This window comes from Actinomadura physcomitrii (assembly GCF_008923205.2).
Classification (GTDB): Bacteria; Actinomycetota; Actinomycetes; order Streptosporangiales; family Streptosporangiaceae; genus Spirillospora; species Spirillospora physcomitrii.
The window spans coordinates 326,561-342,728 of the sequence record NZ_WBMS02000003.1 but is presented as its reverse complement, the minus strand read 5'-3'; the positions used below and the strand labels follow the sequence as shown (position 1 = coordinate 342,728).

Here is a 16,168-nt window from a genome sequence, read left to right as displayed (position 1 = left end):
AACATCCAGGATCGGAAGGCCTTTGGGCTTCCTTCAATGTTTCGCCCGCGCAAGTAGCGCAAGGTTTCCGTCCGGTGGGACGGAGACGCCGGACTCAGCGGAAGAAGGGCTCCACGAGAGCGTGGATGTGACGATGGAAGCGCTCGACCATCACAGGATCGGGCGACTCCTGGCCCACGCCGTAGGGAATTCCGTTGAAAAAATTGTCGATGGCGGACATCAGCGTCCATGTCATCAACTCAACGTCGACCTCTGGGCGGAGAGCGTCACCAACGAGGCGAGCGAAGGCATCGAACGCCGGCTTGGCATAGCTGTCTTCAACGCCCTGAATATCCGAGGCATCGCCGATCGAGCGCTGCCTCCATATCGCCGCGCCCTCGCGGTCCCGACTAAAATATTCCAGCAACTCGTCCAGCAGTCTGCGGAACCTCCCCCTAGCCGACAGGCCTTCCTCTGCAAGCAGAGATGCCAGCACTTCTTGCGCGCGATCCCGGATCTCTTGGACGATCCTCCGATAGATCTGCTGTCTTCCGCCACATTCGTCGGTGACGAACGACATGGGGACCCCGGCGGACCGTGCGATCATCTCACTCGTCGTCTGATCGTATCCGAGATCAGCAAAAAGTCGTTTCGCCACGGCCACGACCTGGTCACGGTTCGAACCAACGCCAAGATCCAATGAGATCACCTCGCCCTCAAGGCGAGGATAGCAAGAACCATTTCCTTCAAATGGTCATGTTCGAGCCAAAAGAGGGTGAGGGCATGAGCCCTGGTTACGGGAAGGGAAAACATTGGCACGATCGACATGCGGGCCGGCCGCCCCGACGGCCGGCCCGCATCGTAACCGCGTCACTTTTGCCGGTCTCTGCACGCAACCGCTACCCACCAAAGACGCAGATGGGTTACCCCATGCACGTCCGTGCGCTAGGCGGCCGCTGCTGCCCGAGGCTCAGATGCCGTCCGCGCTGATCGAGAGCTTCTCCCACTCCGCCCAGGTCAGCAATCGGTCAGCGTAGAGCTTCTTGACGATTTGAGTCGGCATGGCGCCGAACAGCACCCGAAGCGGCGGTTCCTCGGCATCGACCACCTCCAACAGCGCCTTGCCCGCGGCCTTCGGGTCACCCGGCTTGGCCTGGCCGCGCCGGGCCCGCATGGCATCTCGCATCGGCTGGTAGGCGTCGATGGGCGCGGCGTGCGCGGCGGATGAACCGGCCCAGTCCGTGGCGAACGAGCCCGGTTCTACCAGCGTGACCTTGATCCCGAAGGCGGCGACCTCCTGGGCGAGCGACTCCGTCAGTCCCTCGAGCGCCCACTTCGAGGCGTGGTAGCCCCCCAGAGAGGGGAACGCGGCTATGCCGCCGATGGTCGAAATCTGAACGATATGCCCGCTCTGCTGTGCGCGAAGGATCGGAAGCACCGCCTGGGTGACCGAGAAGGCTCCGAAGAAGTTGGTCTCGAACTGATCCCTGACCTGTTGCTCGGTCAGTTCTTCGACCATGCCGAACAGGCCGTAGCCGGCATTGTTAACGATCACATCCAACCTGCCGAACCGTTCGTGGGCCGCCTTCACCGCCGCGTGTACCGCAGCTCGATCGGTGACATCGAGTGCTTGCGCGAAGACTGCGTCGCCATGTGCCTCGACGAGGTCGGCGACGGCGCCGACGTCACGGGCGGTCGCCGCGACCTTGTCCCCCCGAGAAAGTGCTGCCTCGACGAACTCCCGACCGAATCCGCGCGACGATCCTGTGACGAACCAAACCTTGGCCATGCCCTACTCCCTCTTGATGAAGATTCGAAGAACCTCGGCGTCGCATGCCGGACTGCAGTTTTCCGCGGCGCGACGGGCTGCTCGAAGGTTTTTTGACCGCAGGCAGTCACCCGTTCGTCACCCGCGGGAAGTCGAACAACTCCCTCGCGTTCGACTCGGCGATCCTGGCCGCGTCCGAGTCCGCGACTCCCGCAAGTGCCTTCTCCAGGTTGTTGCGACTGTCGGGCCATTCCGAGTCATTGTGCGGGTAGTCACTCTCCCACATCAACTTGTCGACTCCGATGTGCTCGTAGACGTCCACCGCGAACTGGTCAGATATGAAGCACGTCCAGAAGTTGCGGGCGAACAGTTCGCTCGGGGCCATGTCACGGTTGACGTCGACCCGCGTGCGCTTCCAGGTGTAGTCCATGCGCTCGAGAAGGTAGGGCACCCAGCCCGACCCGCCCTCGGACAGCGCGATCTTCAGGCCCGGGAAGCGCAGGAGCATCCCGGAGAAGATGATTTCCGCCATCGACGCCATGGAGTTCAGCCCGCACAGGGAGATCGGAACGGCCTCGCTCGAATCCTCCGAGGGGACCACCAGTTCCCCGGAGGTGCCGATGTGCATGCACAACGGCAGGCCCGTCTCCTCAATGGCATGAAGCATGGGAGCCCAATGGTCCGTCTTCCACCACGAGGGCAGGCCCAGCGGTGCCGGATTCTCGGCCATCGAGACGGCCCGCGCGCCCTTGGCCGCGCATCGACGGATCTCACCGGCGGACGCGACCGGGTCCCAGAGCGGCACTATGACCGTTGGAATGAACCGGTCCGGCGCCGCAGCGCACCACTCGTCGAGCATCCAGTCGTTATAGGCGCGGACGCACAACGCGGCCAAGCCACGATCTTCACCCTCCAGGAACCGGGTGCCGGCGAAGCGCGGGAAGGTCGGGAACGGCAACTGGACCGCGACGCCGTCTTCGTCCATCGCCCGCACGCGGGCCTGCACGTCGTAAGCACCCGAGACCATGTCGTCGTAGTGACGGGCGAAGAAGTCTTCACCGGTGCCGTCGCTCCTGAAGATGCGCGTGCGCGGGCTTCCCTGGAGATGGATGGGGTATTCGCGGCCCGCGTAGTGCCATGCCTGAGTATGCCCAGGTCCGTCGACGATGCGAGGGCCTTCCTCGCGCATCGCGGCAGGAAGGCGATCACTCCAGACTCCGGGCGGCTCGATCACGTGATCATCGACGGAGACCAGTTGGACGTCTTCGGCAAGCGGCATGGAAGCTCCCGTGGCTGCTCGTAACGCCGTGTCCTGAATCCAGGATACCATAGTCCATGCTGCTCCAGTCGACCACCCCGCAGCGCGGGTGGTCGCGAAACAGCGCTCATGTAGAAGCCGCTTGACAAGTAGAATCCCGGATTCAACATACTGGTCTCATCTGTACCTCAGGAGGGGCTGACGGCATGGTGAAGGACGACCGGGCAAGCCAAGAAGATCGAAAAGGTGCCGCGGAGGCGGACCTGCTCTCCACGGTCATGGGCGACGACGCCGCTCGCGAGCGGTTCCGTCCCATGCTGCAGTCCCCCGTGACCGCTCCTTGGCTGGCCGTGTTGCGCCGAGCGAACGACGACCTGTGGTCGCGCGAAGTCCTTCCGGCCAAGACCCGGGCCTTGGTCAATTTGGCCACCCTGGCCGCGGTCAATCGTCCCGACGAGCTCGCCGTCCGGATACGGGGTCTCCTGAGAGGCGGCATCACCCCGGAGGAGATCGCGGAGGTCTTTCTGCACACCGGCCTGTACTGCGGGTTCCCTGCAGGGGTCGAGGCCAACCTCCTCCTGGCCGAAACGGTCGAACGACTCCACGCCGAAGGGCTGCTCCCAACCCCGGCAGAACCGCACGAGGCCATCCCTACCTTGGAGACGCATCGTGACGCCACCCGGACGGATTGATGTCAGGGCCTGCGATCCAGCGCCTTCCGAGGACGATCTCGCGCTGGCCACCGACCTCCGCCTGGCGGTCGACAGGCTCAGCCGCCGGCTTCGCCAGGTCGGGGGACACCACATCCCCCCACTCCAGCGAGCGACGCTGACCACGCTCGCCAGGCACGGGCCGCTACGCCAGGGCCAACTCGCGAGAGCAGAGGGAGTCGCGCTGCCGACGATGTCCCGGACGGTCGACGCACTCATCCGTCAAGGTTTCGCGACACGGGAGATCGAGGTCGACGACGCACGAGCTCGCCGCGTTTCCCTGACACCCGAGGGGAAGGCCTCTCTCGCCGCCGCCGCGGCGTGCGACGTCGAAGTCCTGCGCGAGCGACTCGCCCGCCTGGCTCCCTGCATGCGCCGCGCCATAACGGCGGCCGTCCCCGCTCTCGAAGCGATGGCGACCGACGACGTCACGGGACATTAGGTTCCGCAGGCGATCCGCAATCGCCTCGTCGCACTCCTCGAACCTCACGGCTCGCCGCCGCAACTCGATGTCGATCCAAGCACCGTCCTGGCCACGAGGTAGTACAGCGGATCGTCGCTTCCCCTCACGCGGGAAGTCCCAAAGTTCTGCGATCGCCTCAGATGCTCTTACACTTGAATCCGAGATTCAGGATACGCAGCCCTGGTAGCATGAACCATTGCCACGGCGGACGAGAGCGATATGTCCCAGGCATCGAATATTCCCTCCGGGCGGCCGATCAGGCGGCGAACCCACGTAAGGAGCGACCTCATGAAGACCTCCGAGACCGGTGGGCAGGACGGCCGGACGCCGACGAGAATCGATCCGACGATTCCGAGCATCGCCCGGACCTATGACTACCTGATCGGCGGAAAGGACAACTTCGCCGCCGACCGGGCCGTGGGCGACATCATCAAGGCGCAGCTTCCCGGCGCCGTGACGATCGCCGTCGACAACCGGAAGGTCCTTGGCCGGGCCGTACGCCATCTCGTCCAGAGGGCCGGGATCCGACAGCTCATTGACATCGGCAGCGGTCTACCCACGACAGAGAACGTCCACCAGGTCGCTCATCGCCATCTTCCCGACGCCCATGTCGTCTATGTCGACAACGACCCGATCGTTCTCGCCCACGGACGCGCACTGCTCGACGAGAACGACAACACGACCGTGATCCAGGCCGACATCCGACAACCGCAGTCGATCCTCGACAATCCCGCCACCCGGCGTCTGATCGACTTCGACCGTCCGGTCGGCGTCATATTGTGCGCCATCCTGCACCACCTCCTCGATGAGGAGGATCCGGGCGGCATCATGGCCGTCCTTCGCGATGCCCTTCCCTCCGGCAGCTATTTCTTCATCACCCATTTCTATCGGGAGAACAGGCCCGAGGCTCAAGAGATCGAGGCGAAGCTGCAGCAGGCATTCGGTCGCGGTCGCTGGCGGGAAGCTGACGAGATCGGCGCGTTCTTCACTGGCCTCGAGTTGATCGAACCCGGCATCGTACCGCTATGCCAATGGCACCCGGACGAGCCGGCCGACGACGAGCCCAACGTTTGGCAGCGGCTCATCGTCGGAGGGCTCGCTCGGAAACCGTGACCCGGCTGCGACAGCCTTCCGTGATCAGCGCAAGGGCCGATTGATCGCCACATCCATACGCCGGGCTCATGGTCATCAGGGTCTGCGAGCGACGAACCTTACTTGATCGCCGACGCTTTGGTAGGTGCCCCCATAGTCGATGACCACGCCGGTGAAGCTGGCCGCTTCGAGGCGGGCGGGGAGGGTTTCCGGGTCGATGGGCAGAAACGTGTCGTCTTCGTGTGCAGCGCGGATTCGCTCGGTGTCGAGGGAGTCGACACCGATCAACGTGCCTCCGGAACGCAAGGAGCGCTGGGCGGCTGCGAGCAGATCGTCCTGCTGGCGGACGGAGGGCACGTGATGCAGCATGGACAGGCAGAGAGCAGTGGAGAACCGGGCTTCGGGAAGCGAGACCCTGCTCGCGTCCCCCGCGATGACATGGACATTCGTGCCGACGAGCCGCTCGGCGAGCGCGGCGGCCAGTTGCGGGTCGACTTCGACGGCGGTCACGGACGCGGCATTGGCGCGCAGCATGTCCGTGGTGAGACCCGGGCCGGGGCCGATCTCCAGCACGTCGCCGTTGAGATCCCCGGCCTCCATTAGCCATGGCCGGAGCCGGGACCGCAGGAATTCGGCCCACTGTGGTCCGGCGAGGTATTCGAGGTGGCGTTTGTTCACCATTCATGAGTACCATCGCCGGTCATGACCGTCTCTGCGGCAACGGTCACCTCTGCCGCTTCTCCGGCCATGCCACGCCTGGTGCCATTGCGGCCGCCCGCCTCGCCGGTGAGCGCAGGAACCTATCCGCACATCACCACCGACTTTGTCTCGGGATGGCATGTGCACGACGAGCATCAGATCGAGTACGCATCCGAAGGTGCGGTGCAGGTACAGACCGCCACCGCTCGATATTTGACACCGCCCCAGCAGGCCGTATGGATTCCTGCCGGCCTCCCCCACAACACCATCCTGCGCAAAGTGCGCACCGTATCGCTGTTCTTCGATCGGGAGCTGATCAGCGGCATGGCGGACCAGGCGCGAGTGTTGAGGGTGGAACCGGTCTTTCGCGAGATGATCCTCTTCGGCGCCCGTTGGCCCATCGACCGGACCTGCGAGGATGCTCTTGCGGTGTCGTACTTCACGACCTTGGCGGGTCTAGTCGAACGCTGGTTGGAGAACGAGTCTCCGTTCTATCTGCCGGTGAGCGAGGACCCGGTCGTAGCGGCGGCAATGCGCTTCACCGACGATCACTTGGGCACGGCGACGGTCGAACGGGTGGCCGTCGCGGTGGCGGTGTCCGAACGCACGCTGCGCCGGCGATTCGCGACCGTCGCTGGAATGACCTGGCGGACCTATCTCCGACGTAGCCGGCTGATCCGGGCGATGGCGTTGCTCGACGATCCGAAGCGGACCGTCCTCAGCGTGGCCGCCGAAGTCGGTTTCGACAATGCCGGCGCGTTCGCGCGAGCCTTCACCGATTACACCGGACAGAGCCCCAGCCGGTACCGACACTCATCGTCCGGTCACCGCGGGGCCTGAGCGGCTTCCTCGTTAGAGCCGACCAGAGGAACGTGCGGCCGCGCCGAAGCGAGGCGGCCGCACGTCGTCCACGGACCGGATCAAACCGGCCCGGCGGTGGCGTCGAGGATGCGCGCAAGGTCACGCAGGCGCCGCTCGCAGTCTGCTGCGATCCGCCGCGTGATCTCGCCCGCCGGGCGGAGTTCAGTGAATCCCCCGACGACCTGGCCGATGAAGAAGGTCTCCAACTCGATGGGCTTCCGGTCGCCCTTTTCGGCTGCGGCGTCGATGCGATCCCAAGCATCGTTGACGAGCAGCGGCTGCAGGGGCATCGCGCGTCAGTCGGTGGTGACCTCGATCGCCCGCTCGGGGCATGCGGCGGCGCCTTGCCGAGCCAGGGCCTCCTTGTCCGGCTCGATCTCGACGGTGCCCATGACGTTGTAGCCGTCGTCGTCGATCTCGTAGACCTCGGGCGCGACGGCGTTGCACATCGCGTGCCCCATGCAGCGGTCGGCGTGAACGGTGACCTTCATCAGCAGTCTCTTCCTTGTCGTGAGACAGATCAGGCGGCACCGAGCAGCAGGTGAAGGCTCTCGGTGCCGCGCTCGAGCCCGGTGTGCCGGCGGGAGGGACGTGCGGGATCGGCGCGGTAGTGCGGGAAGGTCGCGTGGATCTCCTCGAGCGCGACGCGCAGTTCCATCCGCGCGACATGCGAACCGATGCACCGGTGCAGCCCGGCACCGAACATCAGGTGCTTCTTGACCGGCCGGTCGAAGTCGATCGAATCGGGATCCTCGTAGACGGCGGCGTCGCGGCCGGCGGAGCCTGTCAGCGTCACGACGTGGTCTCCAGGACGCATCGCCCTGCCACCGACGGTGACCTCGCCCCGCACCAGCCGTGCCTGCGCAACGATGGACTCGTAGCGCATGAGCTCCTCTAGCGCCTCTCGGATGACCGATGGATCTGCCACCAGGCGGTCGCGCAGATCCGGGCGAGCCGCCAGGTGCACCATCGTGTTACCCAGCACGTTCGCGGTCGTGTGCAGGCTGGCGTTCCACATGGTCACGCATATGTTGGCCATCTCATCGAGCTCGAGCTCCCGCTTGTCCTCCCCCACCCGGGCCGCAACGAGCGCGTCCACCATGCCGACCAGCCCATCGGCAGGCGCGATCGGTTCGGCCCTCCGGGCCGCCGTCAGGTCGGCGAAATAGCCGAGAAGCTTCACCCGCACCGACGCCGAGGCCCGCTTGCGAGCGTCCAGGTCGCTGGTGCCCGACCGCATCTGGTCGTCCCAGCCTCGCAGCAGGTCAGCGTCGCCGGGCGGTAGCCCGAACGCCACTGCCATGGCGCGGAACGGCAGCGGCACCGCGACGGACGACATGAACTCCAATTCGGAGCGACCGACATGGGGTGCGAGCAGGTCGCGCACGATGCCGCGGACCGTCGGCTCGAACCGGCGCGTCCACTGCGGGGAGAAGAAGCCGGCGAGCATCCTCTTGTAGAGGCCGTGCTCCGGCGGATCCAGCTCGATGGGGATCCGCCTGCCGGACGGGTCTCTTGTCGGCGGAACGAAGAGATGTTCGTTCGAGAAGTTGACCGCGTCCTGGAGGACGGCCAGGACGTCGTCGTATCGGGAGATGACGTAGTAGCCGCCGAGGCGGTCACTTCGCCCGATGGGGTAGCTGCGCAATTCGGCGTACTGGGGGTACGGGTCACGGTGAAGACCCTCGTCAGTCCAGATGTTGAGGTCGCGCACCCAGGCCGGGCAATGTGCGTGAGCGGTTCCTTCAGTTTCCGCGCCCGCACTTACTGCCCAGCTCGTCGCCCCGGCCGCTTCACGCGGGTCCGTCTCAGCCATTGAGTCTCCACTTTGCGATGGTCCAAAGCATTGACGCGGGGGTAGCGAGACCGATCAGGTCGCTAACCACTACGCGCGGCGTCCACCTTCGCCCTGCGCTCGCCCGTAGGCGCTCCGCCGTTGACGGCGAGACACTGCCCGCTGATGTAGCCGGCACGATCGCTTGCCAGGAAGCAGACCGCTTCAGCGACGTCCGCGAGCGTCCCCGTCAGCCTCGACTCAGGTGGCATGTCCAATGCGAGAAGGTCGTCCGCAAGGTGCCCGGCGACCACCTGGTTGACCCTCACCCCGTGAGCGCGCTCGATGGCGGCGATCTCCCGCAGAACCTCGTCCAGGTCGCCCTTCGTCTCACTCGCGCACTGCGAGGACGTGACCACCAGGACGCTGCCCTGCGCGTGCCTCAACCGGGGCAGCACGGCGGTCAGCAGGTCCAGGAGCGCGCCGATGTCCGGAGTTCGCGTTCGCGCGAGGGCCACGAACGTGTGGACCTCGGAGCCCGGATCGAGCTGCGCCAGGGCGTCACCCCAAGATCGCCCCTGCACGACCCTCGAACCGCGGTCGGCGAACTTCGTGGCGATGGTTTCGGCGACCGGATCGTTCGCACCGATCACCACGGCCGTCCCCAGCCGGAAAAGGAAGTCTTGCATCGTCGCTCCTCACCCCGCCGCGACCACGCGGCCCTCTCAGATGGCGAGTCGTTCTCGCCGGTTCCGCACCCAGTCCACGATCTGGGCCATCCCGGCGCCCGGGGTGAAGATCTCCCCGACGCCCATTTCCTTCAGCCGCGAGACGTCTGCCTCCGGGATGATGCCGCCCCCGAAAACGACCACATCCTCGGCACCGGCGTCTCGCAGCAGCTCCAGCACGCGACCGAACAGGGTCATGTGCGCCCCGGAGAGCACCGACAGCCCGACGAAGTCGGCGTCCTCCTGCAACGCCGTCGCCACGATCTGCTCGGGGCGCTGATGAAGGCCCGTGTAGATCACCTCCATCCCGGCGTCGCGAAGGGCGCGGGCCACCACCTTCGCGCCCCGGTCGTGGCCGTCCAGCCCCGGCTTGCCGACCACCACCCGGATCGGCCGCTGCCCACCGGTCATCGCCATCCCTCCATCGAATGCATCCAGGATCCTAGTTATACCAGGGTGCAATTGAATCCAGGATGTAGCATGCCTTCATGCTCACCGATGTCGGCCTCGCACCACCGACCGCCGCCTGACATGCGCGCCTTCCAAGTACTCGCGCCCGGACGTACGGAACTCGTCGAGACGGACGATCCCGCACCCGGCCCCGGGGAGGTCCTCCTGCAGGTGGCCGCCACCGGCGTATGCCACAGCGATGTGTTCATCCGACAGGCCCCGCCGATGCTGGGCATGTCGCTTCCCGTCACGCTCGGACACGAGATCGTCGGCGTCGTCCGCGAGGCCGGCCCCGGCGGCGACTGGGCCGCGGGCTCCCAGGTCGCCGTCTACGTGTTGCGCGGGTGCGGTTCTTGCTCGGCATGCAAGCGCGGTGCCGACAACCTGTGCCGTACCGGTTATCGCGGCATCGGCACGCACACCGACGGCGGCCTCGCCGAATTCGTCGTCGTGCCCGCGCGAAACCTGGTCGACGCCTCCGGCCTCGATGCCACCACGGCAGCCCCGCTGACCGACGCCGGGCTGACCGCGTTCCACTCCGTGCGATCAGCCGCATCACTGACCGACGACTGGTCGCGCACGCTGGTGATCGGTGTCGGCGGCTTGGGCCATCTCGCACTGCAGATGGTCCTCGCCACCACCGAAGCCGAAGTCATCACCGTGGACGCCCATGAGGGGAAGCTCGAACTAGCGGCCCGGCTCGGCGCGCACCATGTCGTCCCAGCGGGCGCCGCCGCGGCGAACGCGGTGAGAGATCTGGTGCATGGGCGGGAGATCGACGTCGTACTGGACTTCGTCGGCGCGGACGACACGCTGGATCTGGCGGCACAGGTCACCAACCGCGGCTCTGCGATCGTCGTCGCGGGGCTCGGCGGCGGCGCGCTCGGCTTCGAAGCTACTTCGGCCGGTCGCCTCATGCCCGAGGTCGCGCTCCGGCGTGTGTCCGCGGGGTCGCGGACCGAGTTGGCGGAGCTGTTCGAACTCGTACGCCGCACCGGAATCCGGCCGGAGGTGAAGTGCTATCCCCTCGATCGAGCGGCCGAAGCCGTCGACGCGGTCGAGGCGGGACGGATCCTCGGCCGAGCCGTCGTCCTCCCTTAGCCGGCCGGTCGATGCTCCCGCGACCGGGCACGCAAAGGATCCTGGATGTAGGATTGCCTTGAAATCGGTGAGGAGGGGTCATGTCGTCGGCGGAGAGGACCGTCGAAGGCATCGGTCAGGCGGCCGTCCAGCCACCGCATCGCGAGGCCGCGCCGTTGACTCCCTGCCGAACCGAGCGGAGCCCGAAGGAGAACGTGATGGCCATGGCGAACAGCGGCGGTGTCGACCAGAGGGTCGGCCTCGACGCCCGGCTCCTGATCGGCGGCGAACTCGTGCCGGCGGAGGGGAACGCCACCTTCGACAACGTCGACCCCTATAGCGAAAAGGTCCTGGGCGGCGCACCGGACGCGAGCACCGCGGATGCGGAGCACGCCGTGGCGGCCGCCCGTGCGGCGTTCGATGACGGCGCGTGGGCGGCCGATCCGGCATTTCGCGCCCGATGCCTGCGTCAGCTCCAGCAGGCCGCCCGGAAGGCGGTGGAACGCTTCCGCGCGGTCCTCGTGGCAGAGGTGGGCTGCCCGATCGTGATGACCCGCGACCTGCAATTGGAGACGACGACCGAGGAGATCGAGTACTGGGCGGGCCTGGCCGAGGGCTACCCGTACCGGACCTGGCTGGACCCGGTGACCACCGCCGCGGGTGTCAGTGACCGCCTCGTCATCCGCGATCCGGTGGGCGTGGTGACGGCCATCACCCCCTACAACTACCCGTACCAGCAGATCATGCTCAAGCTCGGCCCGGCGCTGGCGGCGGGCAACTGCGTGATCCTCAAGCCGTCGCCGCTCACCCCGTGGACGGCTAACCTGTTCGCGCAACTGGTGGCTGAGGAGACCGACATCCCCGCCGGTGTGGTGAACGTGCTCACCGGCTCCTCCGACGAGCTCGGCCGGTTCCTCGTCGCCGACCCGCGTGTCGACATGGTCACCTTCACCGGCTCGACCGCGGTGGGCAGGATGATCGCGGCTTCGGCGGGCCAGACCGCGAAGAACGTGGTCATGGAGCTCGGCGGCAAGTCGGCGAACATCCTCCTTGACGATGCCGACATCGCCGCGGGGGTCCGGGCCAACGTCCTGCGCATGTCCCGGCACGCGGGCCAAGGATGCTCCAACCTGACCCGGCTGCTCCTCCCCCGTTCCCGCTACGAAGAGGGACTGGAAGTCGCGGCGGAAGCGGCCGCGGCCGTCCCGTGGGGCGACCCCTCGGATCCGACCACGCACATGGGCCCGCTCATCAGCGACGCACAGCGCGACAAGGTGCTCGGCCATATCGAACGCGGCATCGCGGACGGAGCGCGCCTGGTCGCCGGTGGACGCCGGCCCGACGCACCACACGGCTACTTCGTCGAAGCCACCGTCCTGGCCGACGTCCACCCAGACTCCTATGTCGCCCAGGAGGAGGCCTTCGGCCCGGTCCTCGCGGTCATCCCCTACTCCGACGACGACGAGGCGGTGGCGATCGCCAACAACTCGCGCTATGGCCTCGCCGGCGCCGTGTCGTCCGCCTCTCCGCAGCGGGCCTTCGAGGTGGCGCAGCGCATTCGCACCGCGATCGTCGACACCAACGGCGCCAAGTACTACGGCGTCGACACCCCTCGCGGTGGGATGCGTGAAAGCGGCGTCGGCGACGAATACGGCGTCGGCGGGTTCGAATCGTTCACCGAAGCCCGCGTCATCAGCGCCCCGGCAGGCGCCATCAGGCACTGATGAGAAGAGAAGGAAGGATCTGATCGTGTCTGCAGCCCAGGAGGGACAGGCCGCCGATACCTGCCCGGTCACCGCTGCCGACCGCATCGCGAGTTTCTCGCCCTACGCCCCGTGGTTGCAAGCCGATCCGATTCCGGTCTGGGAGGAGATCCGCGAGTCCGCGCCGATCGTCCGTTCCGAGGCCCATGGCGGGTACTGGATCCTCACCAGGCATGAGGACGTCGCCTGGGCCGCGCGATCACCCGAGTATTTCTCCAACCTCGAGCCGCTCATCCCCTATCATTCGATCTTCGAGAAGGGCGAACGGCAGATCCCGCTCGAGCTCGACGGCGACGACCACCGGGCTTGGCGGCTGACGCTCGCCGAGGCCTTCAACCCCGGAGCGATCGCCGCGATCAGCGACGGGATCCGCGCCGTCGCCGTGGAACTGGTCGACCGCATCGCAGGCGGGGACCGTTGCGAGGTCATCGCCGACCTGGCGGAGACCCTTCCCGCCGAAGCGTTCCTGCTCCATTTCGGCATCGAGCGGGAGAAGCTCTCGGAGTTCATCGCGTTCAAGAACTGGTTCGTGCGTGACGCACTGCCCAACGCCCAGACCGACGCGGAGGTCGTGGCCGCCTCGAACCCGGTGCGTCAATTCTTCGCCGACATCGTTGAGGAGCGCCGCGCGGCAGGTGGCTCGGGCCCGCCGGGAGTGCTCGCGCATCTCATGACCGGCACCTACCGGGGACGTCCGCTGACCCTGCCTGAGATCACCAACGCGGCCATGGTGACGATGATGGCGAGTCTCGACACGACCACGAGCGCGCTCGGGCTGTCCTGGGCCTGGCTCGCGGAGCATCCCGAAGAGCGCGGCCTCATCACCACGAAGCCGGAAGTGGTCCCCCGGCTGGCGGAAGAGCTGCTCCGGCACGAGCCGGTGCTGACCACGGCACGGCTCGTGGTGAAGGAGGTCGAACGCCACGGGGTCACGTTCCGGCCCGGAGACAAGGTCATGCTCGCGTGGGGCATGAGCGGCCTCGACCCGCGCGCGCACGAGGACCCCGACAAGCTCGATCTGGAGCGCATTCGCGGCGGGCAGCTCGCCTTCGGCGTGGGACCCCATCGGTGCCTCGGCATGCACCTCGCCCGCCGCGTCCTTGCCATCGCGCTCGAAGAGTGGCACGCCCGGATCCCCGACTACCGGCTGGATCCCGCGGCGCCCCCGAAGTACCGGTTCAGCTCCGTCCGCGGCGTCGACCGGCTCAACTTGATCCTGGCCTGAGGCCGGGCATGGCAGAAGCGGAGGGTCAAATGGTCGCCGCAGGGCGGGACAAGATCTACGTGGGCGGCAGGTGGGCCGCTCCCGCGCCGCATGAGCACATCGACCTCGTCGATCCGAGCACGGAGCAGGTCTTCACCCGTGCGCCGCTCGGCGGGGCCGACGCGGTGGACGAAGCGGTCCGGGCGGCGCGCGCAGCCTTCGACTCCGGGCCGTGGCCGCGCATGTCGCGCGCAGAGCGCATGGACGTCCTCCTTAGCCTGGCCACCTACCTCGAGGAGCACGCCGCCGAGTACGGTGAGCAGCTGCTGCAGGAGATCGGGCTGCCGAGGGCCTTCGCGGTGGGCGGCGTGCTCGGCGCGGCCGGCCACGCCCGGTACCTCGAAAGCGTTTACCAGGACTATCCCTGGACTGAGCACCGGCAGGGCGTCACCGGCGTCAACACGCTGCTGGTGCGAGCGGCGATCGGTGTGGTCGCGGCGATCGTGCCGTGGAACGCGCCCTTCAGCCTCGCCGGGAGCAAGCTCGTGCCGGCACTTCTGGCGGGATGCACCATGGTGCTGAAGGCGTCCCCGCTCAACGCGCTCAGCCTGCTCGCCTTCGGCGACGCGGCCGAGCACGCCGGACTGCCGCAGGGAGTGCTGAGCGTGTTCGCGGCCGACACCAAGGCCTCCGAACGGCTCGTGCGCCACCCCGGGGTGGACAAGATCGCGTTCACCGGCAGCGATGTCACCGGTGCCGCGATCGCAGCGGCCGCGGCGCCGCTGTTCAAGCGCGTGACGCTCGAGCTGGGCGGCAAGTCGGCGGGAATCGTGCTGCCGGACACGTCCCTGGACCGGCTGCGCGTCGCGGTCCCGCCCGCTTTCACGCTCAACAACGGGCAGGCCTGCGCCGCGATGACCCGGCTGCTCGTGCCGCGCGACCGGGCCAAGGAGATCACCACTGCCGTCGCCGAGGAGGTCGGCAGGCTCGTCGTCGGTGATCCGCGCGACGCCGGAACCGACATCGGTCCGCTCGCCGGCAAGGCGCAGTACGAGCGGGTGCTGGGCTTCATCGCCTCCGCCCGCGACGAGGGAGGGCGCGTCGTCTTCGGTGGAGAGCGCCCAGACGGTATCACGACGGGCTACTACGTCCAGCCGACCATCGTCGACGGGGTCAAGCCGGACGCGAGGATCGCCCAGGAGGAGGTCTTCGGCCCGGTCCTGACGGTGCTGCCCTACGACGATCTCGACGAGGCCGTCGCCATCGCCAATGGAACGCGCTACGGTTTGTCGGCCGCTGTGTTCGGCGAGGACACCGACCAGCTGAACGCCGTCGGCAAACGGCTGCGCAGCGGCTCGGTGCACTTCAACAACGGCTTCACCGTCGACATAGGGATTCCGTTCGGCGGGTTCAAGGCCTCCGGCGTCGGCAGGGAGTTCGGCCCGGAGGGGATCGACCCTTACGTGGAGAGCAAGGCCGTCTTCCTGGACGGCAAGCCGTACGTCGCGAGACCCTGACCGCGCGAACGTTGCGGGCCCCGGAGGAGTACTCTCCGTGGCCCGCAGTCGCCTGGACGGATCAGACGGCTGCCTTGCCGGTCCCGCCCTTCGCCTCAAGATTTTCCAGGAACTTGATCGTCGTCCGGATGTGCTGGATCGCCGCACGCTCGGCCGCGCGCGCGTCTCCGGCCACGATCGCGTCGAAGATCTTCAGATGGTGCTCGTCCCCCGCCCTGACCGCGTCGTGCAGGGCCGACGCTGACTGGCCGGTGTCGTCGCGCTGCAGGAGCTGGATCACCTGCACCTGGCTGGAGATGCGGACCATCGGCTCGTACTCGCTGAGCCTGGAGTTGCCCGAGGCCGCCATGATCGCCAGATGGAACTCCGCGTGCGCCTCGCTGTGCGCGGCGATGTCGAGCGTCGAGCAGGCCGCCGATTCCATCCTCTTGATCGCCTGCTCGATCCGGTCCCGCTGCTCGCCGGACAGTTCGCGGCGGGCCGCCAGCCGGGCCGCCAGCCCGTCGATGACCTCCCGCACCTGGTAGGTCTCGATGAGCGGCTCCTTGCCGAGCTCGACGACCTCCACCGTCTTGTTGCCGTTGGAGATCCGCAGCAGGCCGTCCCGCTCGAGTATGCGGAACGCCTCCCGCAGCGGAGTCCGGCTGACACCGAGCCGTTCGGAGAGCTGGATCTGCAGCAGCCGGGAGCCGGGTTCCAACTCGCCGCGCAGGATGAGGTCCCGCAGAACGTGCGCGACATCGTCGGCCAGCCGTGTCTGCGCGCGCCCCAGCAGCTTCACGGGAAATGGGTCGCGTTCTGTCTCGGCCACGTCTTCGGCTC

General features: G+C 67.1%; 18 protein-coding genes. 8 read left to right on the top strand and 10 right to left on the bottom strand.

Annotated features, from left to right (window positions below; all coding sequences use genetic code 11):
• Nucleotides 1-94: 94 nt before the first annotated feature.
• The 3 genes from F8568_RS05660 to F8568_RS05650 all read right to left on the bottom strand — a co-directional run bounded on the left by F8568_RS05660 (nucleotide 95) and on the right by F8568_RS05650 (nucleotide 3,026).
• Entirely contained in the window at nucleotides 95-679 is a 585-nt protein-coding gene (locus F8568_RS05660; RefSeq protein ID WP_160573518.1) for a TetR/AcrR family transcriptional regulator, read from the bottom strand.
• Nucleotides 680-949: 270 nt separating this feature from the next.
• Nucleotides 950-1,768 (bottom strand): oxidoreductase, encoded by an 819-nt coding sequence (locus F8568_RS05655; protein ID WP_151592068.1) that lies wholly within the window; start codon nucleotides 1,766-1,768, stop codon nucleotides 950-952.
• Between the two features lie 106 nt (nucleotides 1,769-1,874).
• Nucleotides 1,875-3,026 (bottom strand): amidohydrolase family protein, encoded by a 1,152-nt coding sequence (locus F8568_RS05650; RefSeq protein WP_151592066.1) that lies wholly within the window; start codon nucleotides 3,024-3,026, stop codon nucleotides 1,875-1,877.
• Between the two features lie 185 nt (nucleotides 3,027-3,211).
• Between F8568_RS05650 and F8568_RS05645 the strand changes: the two genes are divergently transcribed.
• The 3 genes from F8568_RS05645 (at nucleotide 3,212) to F8568_RS05635 (ending at nucleotide 5,291) form a co-directional block, all read left to right on the top strand.
• Nucleotides 3,212-3,697, top strand: a complete 486-nt coding sequence (locus F8568_RS05645; RefSeq protein WP_151592064.1) for a carboxymuconolactone decarboxylase family protein — start codon at nucleotides 3,212-3,214, stop codon at nucleotides 3,695-3,697.
• Nucleotides 3,675-4,157 (top strand): MarR family winged helix-turn-helix transcriptional regulator, encoded by a 483-nt coding sequence (locus F8568_RS05640; protein WP_160573517.1) that lies wholly within the window; start codon nucleotides 3,675-3,677, stop codon nucleotides 4,155-4,157. The genes F8568_RS05645 and F8568_RS05640 overlap by 23 nt, the downstream gene beginning before the upstream one ends.
• 309 nt (nucleotides 4,158-4,466) lie before the next feature.
• Nucleotides 4,467-5,291, top strand: a complete 825-nt coding sequence (locus F8568_RS05635) for an SAM-dependent methyltransferase (RefSeq protein WP_151592060.1) — start codon at nucleotides 4,467-4,469, stop codon at nucleotides 5,289-5,291.
• A gap of 75 nt (nucleotides 5,292-5,366) precedes the next feature.
• On the opposite strand, the gene F8568_RS05630 is transcribed toward F8568_RS05635, so the two are convergent.
• Nucleotides 5,367-5,951, bottom strand: coding sequence for a class I SAM-dependent methyltransferase (locus F8568_RS05630; RefSeq protein ID WP_202124522.1), 585 nt, complete (start codon nucleotides 5,949-5,951; stop codon nucleotides 5,367-5,369).
• Between the two features lie 21 nt (nucleotides 5,952-5,972).
• On the opposite strand from F8568_RS05630, the gene F8568_RS05625 reads away from it, so the two are divergent.
• Nucleotides 5,973-6,809 (top strand): AraC family transcriptional regulator, encoded by an 837-nt coding sequence (locus tag F8568_RS05625; protein ID WP_151592058.1) that lies wholly within the window; start codon nucleotides 5,973-5,975, stop codon nucleotides 6,807-6,809.
• Nucleotides 6,810-6,889: 80 nt separating this feature from the next.
• On the opposite strand, the gene F8568_RS05620 is transcribed toward F8568_RS05625, so the two are convergent.
• The 5 genes from F8568_RS05620 to F8568_RS05600 form a co-directional block, all read right to left on the bottom strand.
• Entirely contained in the window at nucleotides 6,890-7,120 is a 231-nt protein-coding gene (locus F8568_RS05620; RefSeq protein WP_151592056.1) for a hypothetical protein, read from the bottom strand.
• A 6-nt stretch (nucleotides 7,121-7,126) separates the two neighbouring features.
• Nucleotides 7,127-7,321: a ferredoxin gene (locus F8568_RS05615; RefSeq protein WP_151592054.1), complete on the bottom strand. Its 195-nt coding sequence runs from the start codon at nucleotides 7,319-7,321 to the stop codon at nucleotides 7,127-7,129.
• A gap of 29 nt (nucleotides 7,322-7,350) precedes the next feature.
• Complete coding sequence (locus F8568_RS05610; protein WP_151592052.1) at nucleotides 7,351-8,646, bottom strand: cytochrome P450; 1,296 nt, start codon at nucleotides 8,644-8,646, stop codon at nucleotides 7,351-7,353.
• 62 nt (nucleotides 8,647-8,708) lie between these two features.
• Entirely contained in the window at nucleotides 8,709-9,293 is a 585-nt protein-coding gene (locus F8568_RS05605) for an SDR family oxidoreductase (RefSeq protein WP_151592050.1), read from the bottom strand.
• Between the two features lie 36 nt (nucleotides 9,294-9,329).
• Nucleotides 9,330-9,743 carry a cobalamin B12-binding domain-containing protein gene (locus F8568_RS05600; RefSeq protein ID WP_236008395.1) on the bottom strand — a complete coding sequence of 138 codons (414 nt, stop codon included), beginning with the start codon at nucleotides 9,741-9,743 and terminating at the stop codon, nucleotides 9,330-9,332.
• 120 nt (nucleotides 9,744-9,863) lie between these two features.
• On the opposite strand from F8568_RS05600, the gene F8568_RS05595 reads away from it, so the two are divergent.
• The 4 genes from F8568_RS05595 (at nucleotide 9,864) to F8568_RS05580 (ending at nucleotide 15,346) form a co-directional block, all read left to right on the top strand.
• Nucleotides 9,864-10,883, top strand: coding sequence for an alcohol dehydrogenase catalytic domain-containing protein (locus F8568_RS05595; RefSeq protein WP_160573516.1), 1,020 nt, complete (start codon nucleotides 9,864-9,866; stop codon nucleotides 10,881-10,883).
• An 80-nt stretch (nucleotides 10,884-10,963) separates the two neighbouring features.
• Nucleotides 10,964-12,586 (top strand): aldehyde dehydrogenase family protein, encoded by a 1,623-nt coding sequence (locus tag F8568_RS05590; RefSeq protein WP_236008394.1) that lies wholly within the window; start codon nucleotides 10,964-10,966, stop codon nucleotides 12,584-12,586.
• The gene (locus F8568_RS50205) at nucleotides 12,489-13,850 is read left to right on the top strand and encodes a cytochrome P450 (protein WP_202124521.1); all 1,362 of its coding nucleotides are present in this window, start codon (nucleotides 12,489-12,491) and stop codon (nucleotides 13,848-13,850) included. Before F8568_RS05590 ends, F8568_RS50205 begins: the two co-directional genes overlap by 98 nt.
• Nucleotides 13,851-13,879: 29 nt before the next feature.
• Complete coding sequence (locus tag F8568_RS05580; RefSeq protein ID WP_160573515.1) at nucleotides 13,880-15,346, top strand: aldehyde dehydrogenase family protein; 1,467 nt, start codon at nucleotides 13,880-13,882, stop codon at nucleotides 15,344-15,346.
• A gap of 61 nt (nucleotides 15,347-15,407) precedes the next feature.
• Here the strand turns inward: F8568_RS05580 and F8568_RS05575 are convergent, their stop codons facing one another.
• Entirely contained in the window at nucleotides 15,408-16,157 is a 750-nt protein-coding gene (locus F8568_RS05575) for a GntR family transcriptional regulator (protein WP_151592040.1), read from the bottom strand.
• Nucleotides 16,158-16,168: the final 11 nt, after the last annotated feature.